The organism is Marinobacter sp. V032 (assembly GCF_052645435.1).
The window spans coordinates 1-24,047 of record NZ_JBQXYE010000008.1; the positions used below are offsets into that span (position 1 = coordinate 1).

Consider the following 24,047-nt stretch of genomic DNA (forward strand, 5'->3'; position numbering starts at 1 on the left):
AAGATGTGGGTGGCTATCTGATGGACTATTACAACCGGCAGCGACCTCACGCATTCAACGATGGCATTCCGCCCGTTGCAGCTGAGGAAAACCTTAAAATACTGTCCGGGATTAGTTGACCACTACAATTGGACTTGACCCTTCCGTCTACGCAACCCATTCAATGAGACGTAGCAAAGCGACATTGATTTACAAGAAGACCAAAAATCTTCGAGCCGTTCAGTTGCTGTTGGGACACACGAATATGTCGAGCACCGTGCGGTACCTTGGTGTCGAGGTCGAGGATGCTCTGGAGATAGCTGAGAGTATTGAGATCTAGGTGCGTAACTTGTGTCCTTGGTCCCTTTGGATGCCTCAGACGCTGCAAGCCCCGGTCGATGATCACCCTCGGGTTACAGGCTCCTCCCGTCGCTAAACAAAAGCGAACATTGGAAAGCGGACCTTTTTTGCCGCGCTGCGCCAAGGTGAGAAGTCCACAGCCGTTTTAAACCGTCGGTGGAGACGGGGTAGAACCCGTCTTTTACTATCGCTATCCCAACAGATGGAAAATGCAGTGAAGAACATCAAGTGGCTTGACCCAGGAAAACTGAATCCAGACATTACGTTCGAGAAGATCAAGGAGGTGGCTGAGCCCAAAGGACCAACAAGCATTTCGTTCAAAAACTTCTCGTACTTTGAGTACCTTGGAATCCTGCAGTCGCTTCTAAAGTTTCCTGACGTCAACGAAGAAGTTGGAGCGGACTGGGTCGTTAAGAAGACGGTCCCTCAATGCCTACACCTAGATAAATTGGACCAGTCAGGCTTCTTAGAGGTAGCAAACCAGGTATTGCGTGATGCCCTGAACAAACCAGATGAGACCTATCACCTACTGACCTCAATTTCGGTGAGTCGCTCGTTTCCCTTCAAAAACATCGTGGTGAATGATTGTCGACTGAGATTCTTTGCTAAACGGGATTACCCAAAGAAGTACCGAGACAGAGCCAAAGTAATCAAGTCAGTTAATCCTTTGCTTAAGTGCGAGCACGACAACTACCTGAAGTGCATCGTCACAGTTACTGCGAGATACCCTGCAGCAGCGGCTCACAAAGCTCTTGCTGCGCTGGATTATCTACGGGGCACTATTTGCCTTTCGGGGAATCCAAGAGTCGAATTTAATTGGGGACCTTCCTCTGACAAGCCAATGAACATCGTTCGCCTGGGCCAAGCTCATACCCTTCACGACAAGAACGGTAAGGCTCTAACAGATAAGGTTTGGTACGAACCGAATTTCTACGAGCATTCAGTGGATTTAACGAAGAATGCTAACCACTACCGGGAGCTGTTCGGAAAGATAGATGCCACCTTCTCAGATTCGACATTCGGAAAGAAACTCATTGAGTCCCTAATTCGGTACGCTCGGGCTGGCGACGAGAAGGACGCTAACACTGGTTTCCTGAAGCTATGGAGTGTCATGGAAACAGTTCTGAGTCCAGGTGATGCTCGGCATGAAAAAGTGGTCCAACGTGGAGCAGCTCTTTTTGCAGACACCGACAGAAAATTCCATCAGCAAGCGTTAAACCATCTCAGGCTTTTCAGAAACCGAAGCGTCCATGATGGAGAAGAGAGTAACCAAGCGAAGGCTTACTGCTTCCAGTTGCAAAAGTACTTCAAGCAACTAATGACATTTCACCTTCACATGTTCGCCTCGTTTCATTCGCTAGACCAAGCAAACGAATTCCTCGATCTACCGATGGGGAAAACTCAGCTCGAAGACAAAATAGCTATGTATCAGAGGGCGCTAAAGCTGAGATACGGCGAAGACACAGACCGCATTTAAGTGAATTCGCAAATGGAGGGTTATCCCCAATTACTGCGGACCTCTTTTCCTAAGAGAACTGTTCAGGCTGCCCGACGGAATGTTCGCTTTGCGACCTGGCTGGCCAGCAGAAAACAATATTCTGAACCATACTTAAAGGCCTTTACCCTCCAAAGAGGGCCACGTCATGACATTTCCTATTAGCAAAGCTCCCTGGAACAAGGGAAAGCTCGTTGGCCAGAAGCTGCCGCTCAAACTCGAACAAATATGGGCTATCCGGATTCGGTTGGAGATTGCAGAGAACATCCGCGAGCTGGCGATGTTCAACATGGCAATTGACTGCAAACTCCGATCCTGCGATCTGGTAAAGCTATTGGTTCGAGATATTTCCAGAAACGGTGAGGTTCTGGACCGGGCGCAAGTCATCCAGCAGAAGACTAGTCAGCCTGTTCAGTTTGAGATAACCAAAAAGACGCGCGAATCGGTCGAGGCATGGATCGAGTTGCGCGGACTTTCGGGTATGGATTATTTGTGGCCGAGCCGGATGCGAAAGTTCGACCATATCACTACTCACCAATACGCCCGTCTTGTCAAAAAGTGGATTACCAGCATCGGACTTGACCCTTCAGTCTACGCAACCCATTCAATGAGACGCAGCAAAGCGACATTGATCTACAAGAAGACCAAAAATCTTCGAGCCGTTCAGTTGCTGTTGGGACACACGAATATGTCGAGCACCGTGCGGTACCTTGGTGTGGAGGTTGAGGATGCTCTGGAGATAGCCGAGAGTATTGAGATCTAAAGCGTAACTTGGCTCCTTGGTCGCTGGATGTTGCAGACGCTGGCAGATCCGGTTGATGAACACCTTCGGGTTTCGATCAGGCTCCTTCAGTCGTAAACATAAGCGAACATTCGCGCACCTCGGTTCAATAAATCTGCCTATCTTTTCGTAGTGTCCGCAGTGAGGGGGTAGAACCCCAAAAGGTCGATTGGTTCAGAAGCTAGTCCCTTTGGCCTTTTGTTCCAATGCCTCCCTCATGCAGAGATGCAATGAGCGGGCACGCGATGCTGTCCGGCTGCGCGTGGCATTGGCTGACCATTTCGCTCAGAGCCTCCTCGATTTTTACCAGCCTTTCGATCTTTTCGCGCACATCCTTCAGCTTGTGCTCGGCGAGCGCACTGGCTTCTTCACAGTGGGTGCCATCTTCGAGCCGTAGGAGGTCGCTTATCTCGTCGAGACTGAAACCCAGCTGCTGCGCCGTTTTAACAAATGTCAGCCGATCAATATCGGCGAAACCGTAGCGGCGAATACCACCTGGAGGTCGTTTGGGTTCCGACAAAAGACCTCGCCGCTGGTAATAGCGGATCGTCTCGACATTTACATTGGCCGCCTTGGCCAAGCCGCCAATAGTCAGTGAATTAGCTTTATCCAACATGATGCTTGACTCCGTACTTGACTACGGAAGTAACCTTATCTTATCGAGTCCATGGGCAACAGGTGTAAACGTCATGTCGCAATTCAAATCTAAATCCGGAGGTGCTTCTCTCGCTGTCGGGGGGATTGCTGGAATTCTCGCCTCGGCCTGCTGTCTCGGGCCATTGGTACTTATCACTCTGGGCGTTTCCGGTGCCTGGATCGGCAATCTGACAGCTTTAGAGCCCTATCGACCGCTGTTCATTGGCGCGGCCATCGTCGCCATGTACTTTGCTTGGCGACGAATCTATCGCCCTGTAGAACAATGCTCGCCCTGTGAAACGTGTGCGATCCCTCAAGTCCGAAAGACCTATAAGGTGATCTTTTGGGTAGTTACGGCACTGGTACTGGTCGCTTTAGTGTTTCCTTACATTTTGCCTCTATTCTACTAAACGGAGATCTTGCTCATGCGTAAACAGTTTGTAGTTGCCATGTTTCTCACTTTGCTCAGCATGTCCTCCTGGGCTGCGTCTCAAAACGTGACTCTCTCGGTGCCTGACATGACCTGTTCCGCGTGTCCGATCACCGTCAAGCTGGCCCTAAGTAAGGTGGAAGGGGTGTCGCAAGTTTCCGTGAGCTACCCTGATCGAGAAGCCGTCGTCACCTTTGACGATGCGCTCACTTCCATAGAGGCGCTCACCAAGGCCACGAGCGACGCTGGTTACCCCTCCACTCCCACGGCCTCAGAGGCGACCCCGGAGGGGCAATGAAGAATCCGAAGAACCTGCTCAGGGTTGGCATAGTAGGGACTATTCTGGTTGCACTATGCTGCTTCACACCGGTTCTGGTCATTCTGTTGGGCACCGTGGGACTGGCCGCGCTGACGGGCTATCTCGACTATGTGCTTCTTCCGGCACTGGCGGTATTCATCGGCCTTACGGTCTATGCGTTCTGGCGGAAAAAGCACTATGACGCCAGCTACGAGAGCAATTCCAAAGCTCCAAGGAGTTTCCCCAGTGAAAAATGACAACAAACTGCATATTGCAGTAATCGGCAGTGGTGGTGCCGCCATGGCGGCTGCCCTGAAGGCGACTGAACGCGGTGCCCGCGTCACCCTGATTGAACGTGGGACTGTCGGCGGCACCTGCGTAAATGTTGGCTGCGTGCCCTCGAAGATTATGATTCGTGCAGCACATATCGCGCAGCTGCGAAAAGAAAGCCCTTTTGACGCGGGCATCAGTGCTGAGGCTCCTAAGGTAGACCGAGCGAAACTGCTTCAGCAACAGCAGGCTCGGGTGGAGGAGCTGCGTGATACCAAGTACGAAAAGATACTTCGAGGACACAAGGACATCACAGTCCTGAACGGTGAGGCCCGGTTTCTCGGTACAAGTAGCCTGGTAGTCACGTTGGCTGAGGGTGGTGAAAAAACGGTTCATTTTGATCGCGCCTTTATTGGAACCGGAGCCAGACCGGCAGAGCCACCAATTACGGGGCTGGCAGACACTCCTTACCTGACATCAACCAGTGCCTTGACGCTGGATACCGTTCCCAAACGGCTGATCGTGATTGGTGCCGGTTTCGTTGCCTTGGAATTGGCTCAGGCGTTCGCCAGACTCGGTAGCAAGGTTACTGTTTTGGCCCGTAGCCGTTTGTTGTCCAGTGAGGACCCTGCAATCGGGGAAGCTATGGATGCAGCGTTCAAGCGAGAAGGGATTGAGGTGCTTCGCCAGACCACGCCCAGCAACGTGGACTATAGCGACAACGAGTTCATCGTCGAGACGCCTGCCGGCACCTTACGAGCCGATCAGCTGCTGGTGGCGACCGGTCGAACTCCCAATACCGAGGCCCTGAACCTGGCGAGCATTGGCGTGGAAACCTCACGCGACGCAATTCAGGTGGATGAGCATCTGCAAACCACTGTCCCTGGAATATACGCTGCCGGAGACTGCACCAATCAACCGCAGTTTGTCTATGTCGCCGCCGCAGGGGGCAGCCGGGCCGCCATCAACATGACGGGAGGCGAGGCCAAACTCGACCTCAGTGCCATGCCCGGTGTCATGTTTACCGATCCTCAAGTCGCCACCGTTGGCCTCTCTGAAGCCGAAGCAGTTGCTCGGGGTTATAGCGTGGACACCAGGCTGCTCGACTTGGAAAACGTGCCGCGTGCGCTCGTCAATTTTGACACCCAAGGATTTATTAAAATGGTGGCAGAGCGTAGCACAGGCCGTTTGCTTGGGGTGCAGATTGTCGCAGCTGAAGGCGGTGAAATTATCCAAACGGCAGTGATGGCGTTACGAGCAGGTTTGACCGTTCAGGAAATCGGCGATGACTTGTTCCCTTATCTGACCATGGTTGAAGGACTCAAACTCTGTGCGCAAACGTTCACCAAGGATGTAAAGCAGTTGTCCTGCTGTGCCGGTTAATCGCTCCGGCTCTGGCCAACGCTAGCACTGTCCAAAATTTGAACGTTCGCTTTGCGACCTGGCTGGCCAGCAGAAAACAATATTCTGAACCATACTTAAAGGCCTTTACCCTCCAAAGAGGGCCACGTCATGACATTTCCTATCAGCAAAGCTCCCTGGAACAAGGGAAAGCTCGTTGGCCAGAAGCTGCCGCTCAAACTCGAACAAATATGGGCTATCCGGATTCGGTTGGAGATTGCAGAGAACATCCGCGAGCTGGCGATGTTCAACATGGCAATTGACTGCAAACTCCGATCCTGCGATCTGGTAAAGCTATTGGTTCGAGATATTTCCAGAAACGGTGAGGTTCTGGACCGGGCGCAAGTCATCCAGCAGAAGACTAGTCAGCCTGTTCAGTTTGAGATAACCAAAAAGACGCGCGAATCGGTCGAGGCATGGATCGAGTTGCGCGGACTTTCGGGTATGGATTATTTGTGGCCGAGCCGGATGCGAAAGTTCGACCATATCACTACTCACCAATACGCCCGTCTTGTCAAAAAGTGGATTACCAGCATCGGACTTGACCCTTCAGTCTACGCAACCCATTCAATGAGACGCAGCAAAGCGACATTGATCTACAAGAAGACCAAAAATCTTCGAGCCGTTCAGTTGCTGTTGGGACACACGAATATGTCGAGCACCGTGCGGTACCTTGGTGTGGAGGTTGAGGATGCTCTGGAGATAGCCGAGAGTATTGAGATCTAAATGCGTAACTTGGCTCCTTGGTCGCTGGATGTTGCAGACGCTGGCAGATCCGGTTGATGAACACCTTCGGGTTTCGATCAGGCTCCTTCAGTCGTAAACAAAAGCGGACATTAGCAGTCTCGTTTAAAAGATCTACGCCGCCATTGGAAAGCGGACCTTTTTGCAATGCCCAAAAGGGCTATTTAGGGTGGCCTGGATAGGTGCTCCAGCGTCAGGATAGGCAGGATCCGATTGTGGCGTCCGGTGGAGGCCGATTGGACCTCTTTTTAGAAGTGTCCACAGTAACGGGGTAGAACCCTTGCTAACTCCCGCAGTATAGGGCACTCCGGGAACCAACCTGGCGACATTCAATTTTTTGGATGGTTACAACCCAAGGTCAGTTATAGCAATGCAATGATGGCCTTGACCACCAACATTCTGTTCGAAACATGGATTGACGCTACCCCATATCGCTGATAAATTTCGAACTTAATTTGATCACGGCCTGATAGGGTCTGATAGCGGCATTTACGAAAGAGATCCCATCCGGGGCTCTTCGAGGCTGGCAGCCTTTGTCGCTAGATGTCAGTGATAGCTGCATGGTGATTGTAAATTGGGGATCAACCTTCAGGGTGATCCGGTCCGTATTCGGGGAGCCATAGCCCGACATACGGCATCAATTTATAGTTGCCTCCATGCCCATTAAAAACGCACACCGTACTACCCCCGCATACCAATACTACAAGCAAATTTCTTACGAAAACCTAGCCGCTAGCTGGTTTACGGCTGATGGCTGGGAAGTGTTTATTCCAGTTACAGACCATGACCGGAAAACCGATCTTGTTGTGGCAGACGACAACCACTACTACCGCATACAAGTGAAGTCACTGGAAAGTGGCGATGATAACGTGTTCGTTGAGAATAAGTGGCGAGAGGCCAACATCGACTATGTTATCTACTTCTCGCGCACCTCCGAATGGGGCTATATCACTCCCGCCTTTTCAGAAGCTAGGCGTAGACTCAACTCTGCGGGCCATGTGCGCTTCCATCAACATCAGAAGCCCTTTTCGAAGGCGTTCAATAAAGCATGAGCTTTACCCGTTTGTTGCGAACAGTAAGGCTTTGTTGGTAAGCGATTGACTTGACCGTGGCCCCGTTTTAGGGCCACCCAGAGTTGCGGAAGAATGACTTAAAATACTGTCCGAAATTAGTCGATCACTACACTAGGCAACAATTTAGATTTCATTCGAGCCGAAGTGAACCGCCCCGGGTATCGCGGAGGCCCGTTGGTTTAAGTCACGCTGCCATAACAGCCTAACTGTTAAGTTGCCGATAGTAGTTTGCCTCAGCTTCTACTGGCGGGATATACCCCAGTGGCTCCATCAGCCGTTGGTGGTTGAACCAGGATACCCATTCCAGCGTTGCCAGCTCAACGGATTCCATGGATTTCCAGGGTCCGCGTCGGTGGATCAATTCTGCTTTGTAGAGGCCGTTGATGGTCTCAGCGAGGGCGTTGTCGTAACTGTCGCCTTTGCTGCCGACTGATGGATCAATGCCAGCTTCGGCCAGGCGTTCCGTGTAGCGGATTGACACATACTGCGAGCCCCCTGTCGGAGTGATGAATCAAGTTCTCCGATTGGTCTGGCTGACGGGCGTAGAGTGCCTGCTCCAGCGCATCAAGCACGAAGTCCGTATTCATCGTGCGACTGACGCGCCATCCCACAATATGGCGTGCGAAGACATCAACGACGAAGGCCACATACAACCAGCCCTGCCAGGTGGATACATAGGTAAAATCGGATACCCAGAGCTGGTCCGGGCGGTCAGCGACAAACTGCCGGTTAACTCGGTCCAGCGGGCACGGCACCGATTGATCCGGGACGGTAGTGCGCACCGCCTTGCCGCGACGGGCGCCCTGGAGGCCTAAACGACTCATGAGTCGCTCCACAGTACAACGGGCCACAGGCATGGCTTCCCGGTTCATCTGTTTCCAGACTTTATCGGCGCCGTAGACCCTGAGGTTGTCATTCCAGACGCGCTTGATATGCGGCATCAAAATTTCGTCGCGCTTGGCTCGATCACTGCGCAGTTCCGGCTTACGCTGCCGGGCTGCATGGCGACGATAGGCCGACGGGGCGACCTGCAATACTTTGCAGATCGGCTCGACCCCGTAGGTATCCCGATGCTGATCAATGTAGGTGTTTAGGACTTCAGCTTGCGGTCGAGCTCCGCCTGGGCGAAAAAAGCACTGGCCGTGCGAAGGATGTCATTGGCGCGGCGTAATTCCTTGTTCTCACGCTCCAGCTCCTTCAAGCGTTGCGCTTCGGCAGTGGTTGTGCCGGGCCGTTCACCATTATCGATTTCGGCACGCTTGACCCATTCCAGCAACGCCTGCGGCACACAGCCAATCTTGGGTGCGATTGACTCCACAGCAGCCCACAGCGACGAATACTCGCCACGATGCTCCTGCACCAGTCGTACCGCTCGCTCTTTAACTTCAGGGGAAAACTTGTTGGATTTGTTCATGGCTCCATTCTCTCAGATGCTGGAGCCTCCTCAAAACACGGGGCGGTTCAATATCTCCGCATCAGTAAACTCCGGAAAGTCATTTGATACCGGGACATCTCTCAGCGCAATGATAAAGTCCGCCTTCTTCAGAACAGCTACTTTCCACTCTTTGATATATTTCGATTCGAAAGGTTTTGTGCTGTTTTGTATCGTGGCTTGTGGGTTCTTGCTCATGTGCTATTGATTAATTCGTGTACAGGGAATGATCAATTTCACATGGAGTAGTCTTATGAACCGCACTACTGCTTTTCTTACTTTACTCTTTCTCACCGCTCCCGCTCTCTCTGCGGAAAAACCTGTCGCTGTCCCTGATGGCGCCACCCCAATAGAAAACCCTGCAGTTGCCTCAAAAGTTTTCCGCGAGGATTCAGATCTCGGCCAGCGATTCTCCGAGCGCGACAACACGACTTCCCAGGTGCAGCAATTTTCGGCGGACGAAGCCCATAGTCGTACTGGTCAGGCTAGAAACATGAAAACGCTCGACGCACCCACTATCAAGCCTCGGGCAGTGATAGCGGCCCCCCAGTCCTAAAACTCTTCTTCGGCGTCAAGACTGACGCCAAGCGCTGACGATACTAGAAGACATGGAGGTGACAGATGTCATTTTGCACTCGAATTGTGTCTTGTCTATTGGCAAGCACAACGCTCGCATTCTCGGCTCAAGCGAACATCAGAGACTATTACGAAGAACCCGGACTCAACCCATTTAAAGAAACCATCAATCAAAACTTCGGGGAACACATTGACCCCTTCTCAGGCCAACTGCAGCTGAGTTATACCGATCTGGTCGTGCCTGGGAACGGTGGGTTCGATGTCCGTATCAATCGAATTTACAACAACCCGCAAGATGCGTTCTTGCCTTACAGCCCTTACGGTCACGGCTGGAGCATGCATTTCGGGCGTATCGTGGCGTCCGATGCTCACAAGAACAAGATTTGCAATCAGAATCTGTGGTCGGTTTCGGTTATCGATAACCCGTCACTCGAACTGTCAGATGGTAGCCGACAGTTACTGGTTCTAGCAGATCAACATAGCCCTGAGTTGATTACAAAGCAGTGGTGGAGTGCAAACTGCAATGGCAACAATGATGTCATCGTGAAGTCACCTGATGGCACCACCTACACGATGGATTACCGGGATACCGACTCGGAGGGATTGAAAATCTATGCGACCCGAATCGAGGATGCCAATGGCAACTGGATGACCATTGATTACGACACGAACCTTTATGGCATTACCTATATCGAGTCGCTTACCACCAGTGATGGGCGCACTATCGATTACACCTATGCCAACACCGGTAGTGATGACACCCGCCTGAGTTCCATCACAGCGAACGGGCAAACATGGACCTACGATCACACCTACACACCCAACACAATTCCAAACTTTGCTCAGTTGACGAAGGTGACCCGTCCAGATGGCTTGAGCTGGGACTATACCTACTATCCGATCACCACCAACGGGGACGCCGGCAGCCTAGCTGTTGATACAGTGACCTATCCTTCAGGAGGCACCATCGACTACGACTACAGCTATGTCTATTTCAACTATGGTGCGCAGAAAGCGACCACTGTAGTGACGGGCAAACAAACGGGTGGTCGCGGTATTACGCCGGGTACATGGTCCTACTCCTATGTGCCAGCCTACAACGGTCAGTATGGGTATGACGAAACCCACATGGTGGCACCTGATCATGAGCGTGTCTTTTACCACATCGGCTACACAACCAGCGCCAACATATGGGAGGTGGGCACTAAGCGTTTCGAGGAGGTCTTTGATCTCCAAGGCAACAAATTAGAGCAGTACACATATGGCTACAGCAGTATGCTGTTGTCGAACGAAAACTACTGGCACGGAAGAGACTCGTCGAGAATCGACACCAATACACAGGTTCCACTGCTAACAAGCGTGCTTCATTGGCGGCAGCAAACTTCGGTGGAAACGCAATACTCTGGCTTCGATAACTATGGAATGCCACAAACGATCGTTGAAACAAGCAACACGTCGGGCACGAATCCTCGCACGACGACTCGTAGCTACAGCCATTCAGCGAGCAACTGGATTCTCGGCCTGGTGACTCAGGACGTCATTGACTATCCCAACAATGCGCCTGTCACCCAGTGGACTATCGACAAGACATACGACACCGCGGGCAATATGGAATCGGAAGACAAGTCGGGTGTATTGACATCATACACGTATACCGCCGAGGGTGATGTCGCTTCGATAACCGATGCCAACAACCATACGACCTCCTTCTCGAATTACTACCGCGGCTCGCCCCAGAACATTACCCGTCCCGAAGGCATCGTCGAATCGCAGGTTGTAAACGCAGACGGGACATTAGGGTCGTCTACCAATGGACGCGGGTATACCACCGCTTATACTTGGGATGACTTAAACCGCCTCACCGACATCGACTTTCCCATTAATGCCGATGTATCGGTTACCTATGACGATGAATCGGCGGCGCTGACACGAGGTGCCTACAAGGAAACGCGCTCGTTCGATGGATTCTGGCGTGACCTTGGTATGGAGCGAGAGGATACCGCTGTTAGCGAGACTGTCGAGATCACCAAGTCCCGGGATGCTTTGGGCAACGTGACGTTTGAAAGCTATCCCAACAGTACTCAGGGCAAGACCTTGGTCTACGATGCGTTACAGCGTGTGACCAGCATCACTTTCCCGGATCAGACGTCGCGTACATACAGCTATCCCTATGGGTATGAAATTCGTGAGGTCGATGAGAACGGCCACGAGACGGTCAAGCTCATGGCAAGCCACGGCAGCATGGACAAAAACTGGCTGATGAGTATCACGTCACCAGAAAGCCTAGGAACCAGAATCCGTCGCGATGGTCTCGGGAGAGTCTACCGGGTCTTTCAGGGTGAGTTTAACGAAGATGGTCTCTTGTACGGTCAAGAACGGTTATATGTTCATGATGCTCGGGGTTTCCTCACGCAGGAGACTCACATGGAGTCAGGCACCACGGTTTACGGTTATGACAATGTTGGCAATATGACCAGCAAAGAGATTGGCACCAGCGGCATAGTTGAAACCCGAACCTATGACGACCTGAATCGATTGGACACCATTTCATATTCTGATAGCACACCCACCGCGACTTACGGTTACGACAACAACAGCAATCTGACCTCGGTCGTCAATTCGGTTGCGAGCCGCAGTTATAGCTATGATCAGAACGACAATCTCGAAAGTGAAGCCCTGACCGTTGGCGCCTCCACTTACGACGTGACTTACGGTCTCGATACCCTGGATCAGCTGACGAGCGTGACGTACCCCAGTGGTCGTATTGTCGACTACGGCACGAACGCTCTTGGCTGGCAGACCCAGGCAACGCCCTATGTGACGTCAGTTGACCGGCATCCCTCCGGTGCCGTGGCCGCCATGGTCTATGCCAATGGTGTCGTGACTAACCAAACGCTCGACAGCCGGCTACGTCCTGACACATTGATGGCCAGCAATGGCCAGATTGATTTTGTTGATCTGGACCTGGGGTACGACCTGGGCGGTAATGTGAGCAGCATTGTCGACAATGCTGGCTCGCTCCATGATCGGACTATCGGCTACGACAACGTGGATCGAATGACCTCAGCAACGGGCTCCTGGGGCACAGAACTGATTACCTATGATGGCCGAGGCAACATTCTTACTCGTGACCGGAATGGCAGCGTACAGCAGTACTACTACAGTTCGGACAAGATGACCTACCGGGTGTTTCCCACCTTTTATTACACGATCGCCCATGATACGCGCGGCAACATGACCAGCGATGGCCCGAACATCATGATCTACGACGGAGCCAACAAGCTGGCATCGATCCAAAATGGGATTGGTAACGTGATTGATTACTTCTACGACGGCGCGAATACCCGAGTCGGTCGGAACTCGTCAATTGCATCGACCAATGTTCTGTACACGATGGCGGGCGACCTGCTGGGTGAATACGACCAGACAGCCGGCTTCAAGGAATACATCTACGTCGACTCGCAGGTCGCGGCAAAAATCGCCGATGACACTGTCGTTGTCGGCCAGTAGCGATCAGGGAGGATAACACTATGAAATTTTCCATCATAAAGACACTCGCCGTTCTGGCAGTGCTCGTATTTTCCACATTCTCCCTCAGCGCGGCTGAGGTCGTGACCTACTACCATAACGACCACTTGGGGTCACCCATTGCGGCGACTGATAGCACTGGTGCAGTGATCTGGCAGCAAGCCTACGACCCCTGGGGGCTAAAACTCACCTCCAACACGGACGCACGAGGTTATACCGGCAATTGGCTGGATGAAGGGACCGGGCTCGCTGATCATAAAGCGCGCTGGTATACGTCCTCGATCGGCCGTTTCACTGCCATTGATCCGGTGAAGTGGCACGAGTCAAACATCCATTCATTCAACCGGTACGCGTATTCGGGCAATAATCCATATACCAATACTGATGTTGATGGCGATCTTTTCCTAAGCTTTCACCTCAATCGCCGAAACATGAGCACAGAGCAGGCGATTCTTGCGGGACAGGTAGGAAATGCAGGCGCCGAGACTGCAATGAAACTGTATGCCGCTGCCGGGGGGGCTCGAATTGCGGCAGGGTCGGCTCGAAGCACCAGCATTATAGCTTCGACAATAGTAAAGCGAGGATATCAGCGACTTGCAGATAGCCTCGCACAACTGATTAAGCCAATAGGTCTGAGTAAAAAGGGAATAAAACATGCTTCGAAACACCTTCCCGAGTTTAAAGAGCTGGATAACTCTTTCACACTGGATAAACTCTTGAGATTAGGTCAACGTATTGCTCGGAACGAGAAAAACTTGGTGAACAGCAAAACATATGGTAGCAAAACCTACCAAGCCACAGTGAGGGTAGGTAAAAAGGATGTATCCGTTAAATCAGTACTAAATGCCTCTGGAAATCTTCGCTCTGTTCATATTGCTAAATAAAAAATGGATTAGCACTAATGCAATTTAGTTACTCATTGGATAGGGATGGAGGGCTTGATCCTCTTGACCCGCTGGGGAACCTTTTTTTTTCCAGTGCCTCTGGAGCAGTCGTTTCCATTGGAGATACATATCTTGATGCGTGGTTATATGAGCTTCTCGTTGGTGTCAATGAACTCGTTATTAATGGCACTACAATAATATCGATAGCGGAGGATGAAAATATTTTAGCTATGACATTAAAGCGAAAAAACCTGATATTAAATTGGCATGGCGAGGAGATAGTAGGGTGTGCCGATGAGTTTTTTAGATCACTGACTACCGAAGCAAATAGACTTGTAAAAGAACTAAAATCAATGCCAGGTTTTGAGAAAAATCCCGCAGTCAATGAGATCGAAAAATTACTCGAAAATTCATCACTTCGGAAATGAAATAGGCGGCCGATTGTACCGGGGTAAATCCAGCTGTGGACTTACCTCGGTACAATCCAATTTCCACTTTGATTCCTGAAATCCTGAATTCAGATAAGAACTGCAGCTCTTTGATCCTGAATTCAGATAATAACCACCAACATTTTTCATGCCTCAGGCAAGTTCTGTATCCACTCAGATTTCAGACTCCGAAACAGCCCCCGATAAACAGGAGGGATATCAACTGGTACGCTGAGTGCGAGCGTTCCGCTGGGTTTCATGCGCTCGAATTGCTGACTCATATAGTTTAATTGTCTCCGTACTCTCTGTGTCCAGCGGAGCTTTCCAGTCAAAAGGCAAAGCAGAAATACGGCTTAGATGGAAAAAGATTTCTAGGTACTTCTGCATGAAGATGCGGTATCGGTTCTCCGTATTCTGACAATGTCTCAGTGCCATAATTTGTTCAAAAAGTAGCTCGAAAATCTTTCCAAGATCTTTGTGCCGGTACTCTAAAGATACCCTCATTTCTGGGGCTAGCGATGCGCCCCAAAGTGAAGCGATCAATGAAGAGTCCTTGCTCATCATTTGCTTTAAAGTGACTTCTATCGGCTTTTGTTCAATTGAAGAGTATGCGAGAAAGGTTTGGTGCTCCCTGATCTGAAGTTCGCCCTCAAGCTCTCGGATCGATTCGACGATATCGCTGATTTTTGCTTCGTTTTCAAAGTGCGCTGCTTGTTTCTGTGCTAATTCATTAGCTTTAATAAACTCTTGCTTTGACACTCTCAATGCAGTGTTTTGGATCCGGATTGTCATTAAAAGCGCCATAAGGGCGACGAAGGATATAACGGGTCCTACTGTACCGCCCATAAAGCTTCCGAACTCAGCCCATCGGTGGTGATCGCTTGATATGTTTCGCCCAAATATATTGACGTATGAGACCAACAAGATTCCTGAAGCGAGAATGGCCAGGCTAAGAATTTTGGCTAGAGTATCAGTGAATTTTTCATCAACTGTTTTTTCGTTCCTTTTACTTCTCATGCTTTACTATCCTACTGAATGTTAGCCACTACTGTTTCGCGTGAGTTTAGGGGATTTCACTACCCATTGTAGGTTTTCTGTTCATTCTCCTCGCCAAAAACTGGCTCTACAGCCTTATTTTTGGCGCTTCTTTGGTGCTGGCTGTCTTCACGCTCTGGGGCTTGGTCCTGAAGGTTTAAAAGTTACGCGATGAGGAGCAAGAGAAATAGTGTCAGCAACCCTTGTCTAACCAAAAAGCGTCAGCCAATATACTGTATGTTTAAACAGCTATGGTTGGCCCGCGATGCACAAACTCCGCTACCGCCAAGGCGCAGTATTCAGAGCCCTGAACGAAACCCCCGGCGGCATGGCTCCGGTCGTCCTCCGCACCGGCTATACCAAGTTTCTGCCATGGCTCGGCATCATCGACATCGAAAAGGCCCGTACCCTTCCGGGAGCGCGACCGATAAAGCTCGCAATGGTGTATTACTCTAACGGCCCCGATATCGGCAGTGAATGGGTAAAGTTACCGGCTCACAAAAGCATCAAAGGTTGTTGGGTACCAGGTGGCGTCTATGCTCTGATTGAAGACGGTACCTTCACAATACTCATCCGCAAGAAAGATCCCGACGGGTACCATTAACGCCCTTTGCTATTCACCGGCAGGTATCACCATGTGCGGCGCTTACAACGTAGTTGACTCTCCCTACCTCAGCATCATGATCGATCTCCTGGGCACAGAGATGCCGGATCTGCGATTGAACATCCGACCAGGTGCGCAAGGCCAGTTTGTCTACGAAACATCACAGGGCAGGGTGCTGCAGGACGGGATATGGTCACTGCTAATAGAGCAAAAGCCTGACGGAAGTGGTTACCGGCCATCACCCAAATACAGCACCTTTAACGCGCGCTCCGGAAGCCTCGGAAGCAGCCCACTCTGGAAGAAAAGATTCCATTCACAACGGGCCATCGTCCCCGCTACCGGCTTCCATGAGTGGACAGGGACCCAAAGGTAATAAACAGTGCTACAACATCGCGCCGGTTGAGTCCGCGATCGCCTTCGCCGGCCTCTACGAACTCTGGGACTTCGACGGGAATATCGTACCGTCTTACACCATCATCACCTTGCCGCCGCACAAACGGTTCAGTCACATCCACGAAAAAAGCCTGCCCCTGATGCTGAGCCAGGAAGATTTCGACATCTGGTTGGACCCGAACCTGCAGAACACAGACCCGTTTTAGGATCTGCTCAAATCCAGAATAAGAACGCCGTTAAAGGTTGGCCCGATTAGAGCACCAACAGAGCTGGAGCCAACAGGCAAAGAAGAAGATGGGTAAGACCAATGATGCCAGATGGACAATGTCCTACAAGACACTCCGATATCTCGGGTAATAACACGAACTCAGATCAGTACACTGACCTGGAGCCGTTTGATCAGGATGATCAGGGCTCACCGCCGGCAAGGATGCCAGGCAGCCGCGACACCTGCAGAGTGGTGTGACTTCAGAGAGAGAGCTGACTTCTTTCCGATCGTTCATCCAAAATTTGCTTTTGAAACGTGAAACTACTTCAGTATGCGGGTTTTGCAAGCTGTTCAATTTTCCGTGGCACCGGGGTTTCGGTCGAACCACAATCGAATTTACCAACTGAGTTGCGTTCTTAAACTGAACCAGTGGCGACGCAGACAAAACGACTTCCAATACGAATTTTCTAATCAGTGAGCGTACAGGCGTTGCAACCACTGCTGGCCCATTGCTTGAATGAGTGAACCCTGTTCTGCGGTCGGCGATTTAGGGGGTTACGTGGTGGATGATTTTAACCGGAAGGCGCGAGCTATTGACATCGACCTGAACCTTCCCTCGTCCAGGGTAATTAGAGCCCTATAGTGCATCCTCGTCTGGCAAGTGTGTCAGGCCAAATTGTGTAGGGAGAATGGATCGACGTTGATTTCGATTATTTTGGCCGGTTGGCTCTGAAAATTTCGATTAAAACGTTAATTTATTCGCTTATAGTAGCGTTTTGAAACGCGTGGTTTCGTGAGCATTGGGGCGATTATTCTTTTTCCTCTGATATGCTGGATCTGGCTATTATGGGAACGACGCTGCGCGTAGATCAGAGCACCATTGATGAAGGGATATGGATTATTTGAGGGTTGGTTATGGCGACTACTGCTGTTTTGGTGAGGAAAACCGTTAGCATTACTGAGCTTAGGCAAAATCCGACGCAATATTTTGGTGACCAGTCGATTGCAGTTTCTTCAAATAACAAGCTGAAGGGCTATGTCATTGGTGCGGAGCTGTTTGAACGGATGGTTGATATAGTTGAGAGGTATAGCAGCGATCATTCATTTCAGGCGAGATTCCGGCCCTCAAGCCATCGGTTGGAGGCGATCTGCAGCCACGGTGCAGAAACTATGGCGAATGCCAGTGACAGCGATATGGAAGATTTTGCTGAGTGACGAGAGTTTGCAAGGGCGGTTATAGTATTTATTTGGGTCCCAATGAAATGCTCTTGGTTGAAAGCTTCAGGCTCCACCCCAGAAAATTTGGGAGGAACGCCCCATTGCCTTAATGCTCTCGAGCGGAGCTCTGATCTTGGATGGCGCACTCGATGGCCTTGTGTAGAGGGTGTGAGCGGAGCTTTTCTGGATCATCGAATGCATACTCAAGCAGTTCTTCGCTTCCAAGTGTGGTTCGGTAATCCGGAGGCTGGCGCTTCATAAGTTGGCTGCAATCTTCCATTAACAGCCTCAGCTGGCTGGTCACGGGGATACACGCGAATGTACTCAAACGGTTGGCTATAGCATAGATCCAAGCATTCACTTGCTGCGCACGATGGTTCGCCTGGAAGTTTACCTGAGTGGACATTGGGATACGGATAGTTCGAGCTAGCTTTTTGAACACTTGATTGATTTTCCGGAACAACTCTCCTTGTTCAACCTCCGTGAGGAATCCAAACACAATAGCGAGTTCGTTAATGAACTCGCCATCGATTGCTTTAGCGAACGACAGGTGTTCATTGTTACGTAGCGCTGAACTCCATTGGGTCAATAGATTATTCAACCATAGCATTGCAACTTGGTAGGGCTTGATGATTTTTTGACCTATCAGCGGTACGAGCAGCGTTTCAAAAATCCATGGAGTCAGATGATATAGAGTGCCCAGAGGTCCGCGAATTATGTTAGTAATATCCTTTAAATACTGATCGCTAATCGGTTCTGATATTGACGAAGTGAGACGACCAATCAGGTTGTGCTGACAATCTGGCCGAACAGATATTGTCTCGCCAATTAGCCAGCACAGGATTTTCACATGGTCCCTACTGGCTAAGCTTTCAATTAGAACTAAGGCTTCCTCTGTGGCGCTTCCTTGGATTAGCTTGACTTTCACTCCGTTTAGGCCAATCCATTGGTTGATCGGGCAGTCGGTTGCCAACAAAGCCTCTATGGCAGGCTTTGTATTGCCAAAGTGAATATAAGTGCAAATATAACGAAGCGCAGTGGTTATTAGTGCTCCCCGGCGCGACTGATGGTCGCGGCTTCCTCCCTTATTATTTGCCCTGTCTTTGATTTGATTGCTGAGCCAGAACGCTAAGGCACTTGGTGCCTTTTGCCATAATATGGCGATGGCATAGTAATCCCCATATCCGACTGTTGGTGGCGAGTAATCAAAAATCTGTTCTGGAGCTTGTGGCAGTTTCAGAAGATCTGGCAAGCTCCCAATATCCTAGACGCCTGACAGCTCCTTAAAATATCGTTTTTCGAACTCCACGGGTGCTATCCCGCCATTGTTGCCATGCCTGCGAACCGGGTTGTAAAACATCTCGATGTAATCAAACACGTCCCGTCTGGCGGTCTCTCTGTCCGGATAAATCCTTCGCCGGATGCGCTCGGTCTTGAGCAAAGAAAAGAAGCTCTCAGCCGCTGCATTGTCGTGACAGTTACCACGACGGCTCATGCTTGGCTTCAGGTCGTGATCGGCTAAGAAATCGCGCCACTCCCGGCTCGTGTATTGGGGGCCCCTTGATCGGAATGCACTAATACACGCTGTTGTGGTCGACGTTGCCAGGAAGCCATTAGCAAGGCGTTCATGACCAGATCTGTGGTCATACGTGATCTCATCGACCAGCCAACGATCTGGCGGGAGAACAGATCCCCCCTCTGTCAGCCTAGTTGTCCAGTTGGCGATTTCATGAGTTGCTGCCATGATCGTATGCCTTTGGCCGCCCACCACGTAGTGCAACAAAATCTCAGATGCATCCCAGATGCCCTCGGCCCCCAGTATCTCAGATGCGCCGTCAATGTGAACTCCTGCCAGTTGCCAACTATCGGGATCACGCAAAGAGCTGCTGTACCAAAGTGCTGGAAAACTATCGTATGAGTGAATACAAAGAGTAGAAACACCGGTGACGTAACAGCTTGGCGAGGCCAGAGCTTTAACTACCTCTGATGTCATCGAGGAGGACCTTAAAACTTTGTTAATAAGATGCCATCTCTGTTCACAGAAAAGTGTCTTTGCGGATCGAAATCCGTGGCCTCCTCGTGTCCGAAATAGCCCATCGGGTTGGCCAGAACGTAGGTGCCACAGTCCATTCTATAACTCTGTGCCTTATGAATATGGCCGTGAACATTCACTACGGGTACCTTTGCGGCTGAAGCATAGAGGCCAGACAAATCACTGGCATAACAAGGAGATAACCGGTGGCTTTTGTATTCGCTAGGCACCGAGTCAGACGATGGGGCATGATGGGTCATCAGAACCACCGGCTCATCGGACTCATTCAGCGTTCGAAGAATAAAGTCACGAGCTTCACCATGCCATTTTGCGGTGTCTAACGGCCTCATCTTTCGATATCTGGATTGCCCGCCAATTAGATCAAGAACTCTAATTTTACGGTAATCATTCATGCTTTTTTCAGCTTCCAGCATTGCGTTCCGACTATCTCCAAGTAGGTCAAAGTCGGTCCAGAGGTCGGTCGCAGCAATTCGGACTCCATCTATAACGAGTGACTCGTTCAGTAGCAATTGCACATGGGTCCCGGCGAACCCTCCGCGCAATTCTCGCACTGCTTTATCCCTGCGCATTCCATAAAGCTCGTGGTTCCCGAGCGTCATGATCGTTGGGATTCCCTGGGTCATCTGCAAAACGTGCTCAATGGCGTAAGGTTCTACGCCATCCATTATGTCGCCAGCCAACAAGATGACATCAACGTCAGTCGCCCACTTAACCTGTGGAAGGTCTGATTTCGGATAAAATGAGAGATGCACATCGCTTGTGTAGCCAAAAGTAGGCATGAAACTTAATTCCTTACGGCTCGAATTTCTAAAACGTTCGATACCCAGTGTATCTCCTGCAAACATTGAGAATACAGTGACGACTAATATCTATTTGGGTTGTGGTTTTACATTGGGAAGCCGTTCAAAGAGTGGTTATTACATTGAGATGGAACTTTGAAGAGCCCTGCTGGTATTTTTCGAATTTTGAAACTGCAATAAAATAGCCACCAAAACCCACTTTAGTTATTGTTAATAAATAATAATTACCAGAATCTCCGGTCATTAAGGCATCAGTAGCCATTCACCGAAGTAAAGCGCTTAAAGTTTCCCATCCCCATGATCTTCACTGACCTCAACCACTCGTTAGCCAAACCAACGTAAGAAAAAATGACACTGGTTTTAACCAGTTTGATACATAGGGGTGTTGCGTGTATCTGTGGAGGTTCAATTCAGTTCACCGATTATTTCGTTCCGGCGAGCCGAATTGCCAATTCCGAAAAACGTTCAGGCATGCTGTCCGGCAGCTACGCCAGAAGCCCAAGCCCATTGGAAATTATGACCGCCTAGGTGGCCGGTCACATCCACCGCTTCACCAATGAAAAAAAGCTTTGGTTGGTTGTTTACTGACATAGTTTTTGATGAAAGGTCACGAGTGTCCACCCCGCCCAAGGTAACTTCGGCCGTTTTCCGAACACATCTCAGAAAGTTGTCAAAAATGGTCGCAAAGCGAACATTCAGTCGGGGCGCAAAACCATAATTGGTCTTAACGGTTCGACTAAGCACAATTCTTAACGCATTCGAAAAGACACGGCTTGTTGACGAAAAAGGGAAGATCACTCGTGATCGCGACACAAAATTAAGATGTCTCGTTTCTTGAAATTCTTGCAATGCTCGTCTGGATTGGGTTATCGACTGGTGTTTCATCTGTGTCACCGGGTCGTCCGCAACAGGCGCTGGATCATCGAGTGCGGACCGATCTAACACAGATAAGTGGTGTTGATTGCGCGCCTGGACATTGGCTTTGTTGCCGTAGCTTGTATCCGCGAGCAGACCCGTAACGGTACCGAGGGCCCGTGGCCTGAATTTGGACTTATTGATCAAACAACGGCCAAGCTGGTCGTATTCAGTTGTCGTCAAGTTATTGAAGGCACTCGGTTCCGCATTGATTTCCAGAGACGAGCTGAACCACCTCCTGAAAGTGGGTGTTTTTGGATAGGCACGAGTTATCAAGCACTTCGGCCTCATCGAGGAACACCGCCCCACCGTGATCCCAGGTGAGTCGGTACAGGCGATTTTCTTTTGCTCAATATTTCCTAATCGCTACTTTTTAAACCTTTCCGCCAGTCCCCCAAATCCTCAATTAACTTGTAGAACAGCGGCACAAAGAACAGCGCAAGTGTACTGGCGGCGATCATGCCTCCAACCACCACGGTACCAATCTCCTGTCGGCTAGCAGCACCAGCGCCGGTGCTAATGGCCAGCGGCAGGGAGCCAATGATGAACGTCAAGGCGGTCATCATAATGGCGCGGAACCGCTGTCTGGCTGCTGCACTGGCGGCTTCTGCTGCGGACATTCCGGTTTTACGATTCTGAGCGGCGAATTCCACAATCAGAATCGCATTCTTCGCTGCCAGCCCAATCAGCACCAGCAAGCCAACCTGGAAATAGATGTCGTTGGGAAAGCCCCGCAGCATAGCTGCCAGGATCGCACCAAATACCCCGAACGGAACGGCCGTAGCAACCGCTACCGGTAGACCCCATCTCTCATACTGTGCTGCAAGAATGAGGAATACGAGTAACAGGCCCATACCGAACGCAAGCACACCGGAGTCTGCGGAATCCTGGAGTTGGAAAGCTTCACCGGTCCAGCCCAAAAGGGTGTTGCGGTCAAACACGTCAGCACCCACTTCCTGTAAAGCGGCGAGTGCATCGCCTGAAGTGAATCCCGGTCCAGGGTCGGCCAGCAGTTTGGCAGCCGGGTAGAGGTTAAAGCGGTTGAGAATATCCGGGCCACTGGTCCGGTCCAGGCTCACCAACGAACTGACCGGAATCATCTCTCCGTAGTCGGACCGGACAAACACCCGGCGCAGATCGTCCGGATGGCTGCGGAACTCTCCCTCCGACTGCAGCGTTACCTGCCAGTTGCGGCCCTGCAGCGTGAAGTCGTTTACATAGAGCCCACCAAAGGTGCTCTGCATGGTGGTGAAGATCTGGTCAACGGGCACCCCCGCGGCCGAAGCCTTCTCCCGGTCAACATCCGCGCGATATTTGGGGATGCCGGTATCCAGCGTCACCCTTACGTTCTGCAGTTCAGGCCGTTCGTTTGCTTTGCGGGTGAACTCATCGGCAATAGCCTTGATCTCGTCAGAGGTTCTACCACCCCTCGCCTGGATATAGCCTTCAACGCCACCGGTTGTCGAAAGTCCCTGGATTGGCGGCGGTGTGAAAGCGAAGGCCGCTCCCTCAGGCAGTTTGCCACCAAGGCCCATGATCTTGCCGGCCACACTGGCGGCATCCTGGCCCTCACCGGTGCGCTCCGCCCAATCTTCGAGGGTTACAAAAGCAACACCGCTGTTGGTACGTAATGCACTGGATATAATGTCGAAGCCGGAAAACGCCACCACATCCTGAACTTCCGGCACGTCCAACATGCCGTCAACCAGATCGTCGCGGAAATCCGATGTGCGGCTCAGGGACGCCGACGCGGGCATCGAATAAGCGGTAAGCACAAAGCCCTGGTCTTCCTGAGGCACCAGGCCCGTCGGCATTCGGTCAATCAAAAGCACAACGCCGCCAATCATGGCCGCAAACAACAGAACACCCACCACGGCATGGCGAAGCAGCCAGTCAACCACCGCACAGAATCCGTTGGTTATCCGGTCAAAGCCGGCGTCGAACCAACGAAATGGCGCCCATTGCTTGTCAGGCTGCCCACCCAGCAACAATGCACACATGGCTGGCGTCAGAGTGAGAGCCACAACACCCGAAATGACCACCGACACGGCGATGGTGATGGCAAACTGTCTATACAGCTCGCCACTTAGCCCGCCCAGAAAAGCAACCGGTGCGAAGACGGCAACCAGGACGAGCGTGGATGAAGTCACTGCCCCGGAAACCTGCTGAATGGTCGCCACAGCGGCATCGTAGGCAGACATCCCCTCCTCTTTCATCAACCGTTCGGCGTTCTCCATTATAATGATGGCGTTATCCACCACGACACCGATGGCCAGTATCAACCCGAACAAGGTCAGCAGGTTGACAGAGAATCCCATCGCCTGCATACCTGCAAAGGTGCCAATCAGCGACACCGGGATGGCTACCAGTGGTATCAGGGTGGCCCGTAAGTGTTGCAGGAACAGGAAGGTGACCACCACAACCAGCAGTATGGCAATGATGAAGGTGCTGATGACCTCCTGAATCGAGATATCGATAAAACGGGTGGTGTCGTAAGGAATGTCGT

21 protein-coding genes, 4 pseudogenes and 1 other annotated feature are annotated in these 24,047 nt (G+C 51.1%); of the genes and pseudogenes, 17 read left to right on the forward strand and 8 right to left on the reverse strand.

Going from position 1 to position 24,047, the window contains the following annotated elements; all coding sequences use genetic code 11:
- Positions 1–121 precede the first annotated feature (121 nt).
- From ACUN9X_RS18620 to ACUN9X_RS18630, 3 genes and pseudogenes are all read left to right on the forward strand, one after another.
- Positions 122–319, forward strand: a pseudogene (locus ACUN9X_RS18620) (tyrosine-type recombinase/integrase); the annotation flags it as partial.
- Between the two features lie 234 nt (positions 320–553).
- The gene (locus tag ACUN9X_RS18625; protein ID WP_445474005.1) at positions 554–1,816 is read left to right on the forward strand and encodes a hypothetical protein; all 1,263 of its coding nucleotides are present in this window, start codon (positions 554–556) and stop codon (positions 1,814–1,816) included.
- 166 nt (positions 1,817–1,982) lie between these two features.
- Positions 1,983–2,597, forward strand: coding sequence for a tyrosine-type recombinase/integrase (locus ACUN9X_RS18630; protein WP_149600559.1), 615 nt, complete (start codon positions 1,983–1,985; stop codon positions 2,595–2,597).
- 199 nt (positions 2,598–2,796) lie between these two features.
- Here ACUN9X_RS18630 and merR read toward each other — a convergent pair whose 3' ends face one another.
- The gene (merR, locus tag ACUN9X_RS18635) at positions 2,797–3,231 is read right to left on the reverse strand and encodes an Hg(II)-responsive transcriptional regulator (RefSeq protein ID WP_445474006.1); all 435 of its coding nucleotides are present in this window, start codon (positions 3,229–3,231) and stop codon (positions 2,797–2,799) included.
- 73 nt (positions 3,232–3,304) lie between these two features.
- On the opposite strand from merR, the gene merT reads away from it, so the two are divergent.
- The 6 genes from merT (at position 3,305) to ACUN9X_RS18665 (ending at position 7,446) form a co-directional block, all read left to right on the forward strand.
- Entirely contained in the window at positions 3,305–3,661 is a 357-nt protein-coding gene (merT, locus tag ACUN9X_RS18640) for a mercuric ion transporter MerT (protein WP_445474007.1), read from the forward strand.
- Between the two features lie 15 nt (positions 3,662–3,676).
- Positions 3,677–3,979 (forward strand): mercury resistance system periplasmic binding protein MerP, encoded by a 303-nt coding sequence (gene merP, locus ACUN9X_RS18645; RefSeq protein ID WP_445474008.1) that lies wholly within the window; start codon positions 3,677–3,679, stop codon positions 3,977–3,979.
- Positions 3,976–4,236: a mercury resistance system transport protein MerF gene (gene merF / locus ACUN9X_RS18650; RefSeq protein WP_445474009.1), complete on the forward strand. Its 261-nt coding sequence runs from the start codon at positions 3,976–3,978 to the stop codon at positions 4,234–4,236. The genes merP and merF overlap by 4 nt, the downstream gene beginning before the upstream one ends.
- A complete protein-coding gene (gene merA, locus ACUN9X_RS18655) occupies positions 4,226–5,632 on the forward strand; it encodes a mercury(II) reductase (RefSeq protein ID WP_445474010.1) in 1,407 nt (468 codons plus the stop codon). Before merF ends, merA begins: the two co-directional genes overlap by 11 nt.
- Positions 5,633–5,761: 129 nt before the next feature.
- On the forward strand, positions 5,762–6,376 hold the full coding sequence (locus ACUN9X_RS18660) for a tyrosine-type recombinase/integrase (RefSeq protein ID WP_149600559.1): 615 nt from the start codon (positions 5,762–5,764) through the stop codon (positions 6,374–6,376).
- Between the two features lie 674 nt (positions 6,377–7,050).
- Positions 7,051–7,446 (forward strand): group I intron-associated PD-(D/E)XK endonuclease, encoded by a 396-nt coding sequence (locus ACUN9X_RS18665; protein ID WP_445474011.1) that lies wholly within the window; start codon positions 7,051–7,053, stop codon positions 7,444–7,446.
- 223 nt (positions 7,447–7,669) lie between these two features.
- Here ACUN9X_RS18665 and ACUN9X_RS18670 read toward each other — a convergent pair.
- Positions 7,670–8,881, reverse strand: a pseudogene (locus ACUN9X_RS18670) (IS3 family transposase).
- Positions 8,487–8,603: a sequence feature (AL1L pseudoknot), on the reverse strand. (Overlaps the previous pseudogene by 117 nt.)
- 271 nt (positions 8,882–9,152) lie before the next feature.
- Between ACUN9X_RS18670 and ACUN9X_RS18675 the strand changes: the two are divergent.
- From ACUN9X_RS18675 to ACUN9X_RS18690, 4 genes are all read left to right on the forward strand, one after another.
- Positions 9,153–9,455 (forward strand): hypothetical protein, encoded by a 303-nt coding sequence (locus ACUN9X_RS18675; RefSeq protein WP_445474012.1) that lies wholly within the window; start codon positions 9,153–9,155, stop codon positions 9,453–9,455.
- 65 nt (positions 9,456–9,520) lie between these two features.
- Complete coding sequence (locus ACUN9X_RS18680) at positions 9,521–12,985, forward strand: hypothetical protein (RefSeq protein WP_445474013.1); 3,465 nt, start codon at positions 9,521–9,523, stop codon at positions 12,983–12,985.
- A gap of 20 nt (positions 12,986–13,005) precedes the next feature.
- Positions 13,006–13,887 carry an RHS repeat domain-containing protein gene (locus ACUN9X_RS18685; RefSeq protein WP_445474014.1) on the forward strand — a complete coding sequence of 294 codons (882 nt, stop codon included), beginning with the start codon at positions 13,006–13,008 and terminating at the stop codon, positions 13,885–13,887.
- Between the two features lie 17 nt (positions 13,888–13,904).
- Complete coding sequence (locus ACUN9X_RS18690) at positions 13,905–14,315, forward strand: hypothetical protein (RefSeq protein ID WP_445474015.1); 411 nt, start codon at positions 13,905–13,907, stop codon at positions 14,313–14,315.
- A gap of 219 nt (positions 14,316–14,534) precedes the next feature.
- Here the strand turns inward: ACUN9X_RS18690 and ACUN9X_RS18695 are convergent, their stop codons facing one another.
- On the reverse strand, positions 14,535–15,332 hold the full coding sequence (locus ACUN9X_RS18695) for a hypothetical protein (RefSeq protein WP_445474016.1): 798 nt from the start codon (positions 15,330–15,332) through the stop codon (positions 14,535–14,537).
- A gap of 283 nt (positions 15,333–15,615) precedes the next feature.
- On the opposite strand from ACUN9X_RS18695, the gene ACUN9X_RS18700 reads away from it, so the two are divergent.
- The 4 genes from ACUN9X_RS18700 to yafN all read left to right on the forward strand — a co-directional run bounded on the left by ACUN9X_RS18700 (position 15,616) and on the right by yafN (position 17,770).
- Positions 15,616–15,954, forward strand: a complete 339-nt coding sequence (locus tag ACUN9X_RS18700; RefSeq protein ID WP_445474017.1) for a hypothetical protein — start codon at positions 15,616–15,618, stop codon at positions 15,952–15,954.
- 76 nt (positions 15,955–16,030) lie between these two features.
- On the forward strand, positions 16,031–16,327 hold the full coding sequence (locus tag ACUN9X_RS18705) for an SOS response-associated peptidase family protein (RefSeq protein ID WP_445474023.1): 297 nt from the start codon (positions 16,031–16,033) through the stop codon (positions 16,325–16,327).
- Positions 16,302–16,553 (forward strand): SOS response-associated peptidase family protein, encoded by a 252-nt coding sequence (locus tag ACUN9X_RS18710; RefSeq protein ID WP_445474018.1) that lies wholly within the window; start codon positions 16,302–16,304, stop codon positions 16,551–16,553. Before ACUN9X_RS18705 ends, ACUN9X_RS18710 begins: the two co-directional genes overlap by 26 nt.
- Positions 16,554–17,470: 917 nt before the next feature.
- A complete protein-coding gene (gene yafN / locus ACUN9X_RS18715; protein ID WP_445474019.1) occupies positions 17,471–17,770 on the forward strand; it encodes a type I toxin-antitoxin system antitoxin YafN in 300 nt (99 codons plus the stop codon).
- 109 nt (positions 17,771–17,879) lie between these two features.
- Here yafN and ACUN9X_RS18720 read toward each other — a convergent pair whose 3' ends face one another.
- The 5 genes and pseudogenes from ACUN9X_RS18720 to ACUN9X_RS18740 form a co-directional block, all read right to left on the reverse strand.
- The gene (locus ACUN9X_RS18720) at positions 17,880–19,025 is read right to left on the reverse strand and encodes a hypothetical protein (protein ID WP_445474020.1); all 1,146 of its coding nucleotides are present in this window, start codon (positions 19,023–19,025) and stop codon (positions 17,880–17,882) included.
- A gap of 12 nt (positions 19,026–19,037) precedes the next feature.
- A pseudogene (locus tag ACUN9X_RS18725) lies at positions 19,038–19,465 on the reverse strand (IS3 family transposase); the annotation flags it as partial.
- 312 nt (positions 19,466–19,777) lie between these two features.
- Positions 19,778–20,605 (reverse strand): metallophosphoesterase, encoded by an 828-nt coding sequence (locus tag ACUN9X_RS18730; protein WP_445474021.1) that lies wholly within the window; start codon positions 20,603–20,605, stop codon positions 19,778–19,780.
- Positions 20,606–21,091: 486 nt separating this feature from the next.
- A pseudogene (locus ACUN9X_RS18735) lies at positions 21,092–21,274 on the reverse strand (NAD(P)/FAD-dependent oxidoreductase); the annotation flags it as partial.
- 626 nt (positions 21,275–21,900) lie between these two features.
- The coding region (locus tag ACUN9X_RS18740; RefSeq protein ID WP_445474022.1) for an efflux RND transporter permease subunit at positions 21,901–24,047 on the reverse strand (2,147 nt) is incomplete at its 5' end.